The sequence below is a fragment of the Modicisalibacter xianhensis genome (assembly GCF_900113605.1).
Classification (GTDB): Bacteria; Pseudomonadota; Gammaproteobacteria; order Pseudomonadales; family Halomonadaceae; genus Modicisalibacter; species Modicisalibacter xianhensis.
The window spans coordinates 1-2175 of the sequence record NZ_FOPY01000040.1; the positions used below are offsets into that span (position 1 = coordinate 1).

At 57.2% G+C, this 2175-nt stretch carries 2 protein-coding genes; both read left to right on the top strand.

Features of this window, described 5'->3' with window-relative positions; genetic code table 11:
- Positions 1-399 (top strand): SIS domain-containing protein (locus BM194_RS20360; RefSeq protein WP_143097656.1); only part of this gene is annotated, 399 nt, incomplete at its 5' end.
- Between the two features lie 508 nt (positions 400-907).
- Positions 908-2175: PgaA family protein (locus BM194_RS20365; RefSeq protein ID WP_479691187.1), on the top strand; the 1268-nt coding region annotated here is incomplete at its 3' end.

The following is a 2175-nucleotide window of genomic DNA, read 5'->3' on the forward strand; positions in this document are numbered from 1 at the left end:
CCGATCGCGCTGGAAGGGGCGCTCAAGCTCAAGGAGATTTCCTACATCCATGCCGAGGCCTATCCCGCCGGGGAGCTCAAGCATGGGCCGCTGGCGCTGGTCGACAGCGAAATGCCGGTGATTTCCGTGGCGCCCAACGACGAGCTGCTCGAAAAGCTCAAGTCCAACCTGCAGGAGGTGCGAGCCCGTGGCGGCGAGCTGTTCGTGTTCGCCGACGAGCGTGTCCCCCTGGATGACGCTGAAGGCATCCGTGTGCTGCGGCTGCCGTACGTCGACGAGGCGCTGACACCGATTCTCTATACGTTGCCGTTGCAGCTGCTGTCCTATCACGTCGCCGTGCTCAAGGGCACCGACGTCGACCAGCCGCGCAACCTGGCCAAGTCGGTCACCGTCGAGTAAGCCCAACGCCTGCTTTGCCGGAACTCACGCTGTACATCACAACCGGAGTATGGCGGATTTAAACTGCCCTACTCCGGAAGGCCGGCTAACTAAAAATGTGACAGTATTATTTATAATCCACTCTTGAATGCATCCAACGACTCGTCTTTTGACACAGGTCAAAATTATTTTTCCTCTGACTCTCGGCACAATATTACAAAGCAACATTAACTTCAAAAATACTAATATTTCCAAAACTAAAGCAATGTTAGTAAGCATTAACAAACTACTACTCTCTGGATTTAAAACGTTCCACCCAACAAACCATTCAAATTAAACTTCACGCCCCATATCGAGGCAGAAAAAACCATCCGTGCGATGAACAAAAGTCAGGTTGGGACTCTTTTCATCCCCTCTTATCATGTGCGTGTTTCACCGTTGGTTACGCGACTAACTGACAACTTAATCGAAGAAACAGACCTGCTACTCCGAGTTACAGCAGAAATCAGGGATGGCAAGGGGATACTGAATGAGCAAAGCAACAAGGACGCTGCTGTGCCTGGCGGCACTGCTGAGTGCAAACGTGACTCTGGCGCAGGGAAATCTCGATGCCCAACGAGAGTCCTGGGTAATCATGGCCCGCCAAGGGCAACTTGACCAAGCGATCGAAGGGCTTTCGCGTCTTTATGCTCAAACCGGCGATCGCGCTGTCCTTGATGATCTGATTGCCCTGATGGTCCGTGACGAACGCTACCGGCAGGCACTGGACCTCTGCGCAGAATGCAGCGTAGAAGACTATTCCCTCACCAGCCTGGAAGCTTTGGGCCGAGCGGCACGATTGGCTGGGGAGCATGAGCGTGCACAGACGTTCTACCAGGCCCTGACCTTTCGCGATGCAAACAATGCCCAGGGGTGGCTTGGCCTGGCCCTGACCAATATCGAGCAGGACTACTACGAATCAGCCAACTGGGCACTGGCGCGTTACGAAGAGCAATTTGGGCGTACCGACGACTGGTACGAGGCACGCGCTTACCTGGCTGCACGTAGCGATAACCCCATTGCGGAGCTGCAGGCCCGCCAGTTGCTCATCGAGCGCCAGCCCCGTAACGAACAGGAAATCCAGGCGCTCTACCGCCTGGCCGTGACCTTGGGGGCCCGCAGCGCCGCCGAGCGCCTGATGCAGGAATACCCCAATGCATTCACCGCATCGGATCGCCTGTGGCTGCGTTACTACGATGCCGTCAGCAAGATGCGTCTGGCCGAGAGCACCAACGAGGTGGCTCGACACTCGGCGGCACTGACGGATCTTGACGCCGTCATTGCTTCGCCGAACGCCGACCCTGGCCTGATCCAACGCGCGCTGTACGACAAGGTCGTGGTTCTCGCTGCGTTACGTCGTTTCGAAGAGGCCGAGGCACTCGCCACGCAACTGGAAGCCCGCTACGGCGGCCCGCTGCCCAACTACGTACGTGAAGCCCGAGCCGATGCGCTCAGCGGCCTGGGGCGCCCGGACGAGGCGCGTGAAATCTATGCCTCGTTGATTGCTTCCAACCCCAGTCTCGCACGCGACTTCAACAATCCGCGCTACGAGTCGTTGATCTATGCCTATGCCGATGCACGCCGGTACGACGAGGCCGAGCGAGCCCTGGCGGAATGGAAGGCGGCCGAGCCACCCTCGCGCTGGGACTTTACCGGCACACAGTGTAGTGGTCAACTAATCCCGGACAGTGTTTTAAGTTTTTCTTCAGCTAACGCAGGCGGGATCCCTGCATTAAACGCATGGGGCCGCTGGCGATT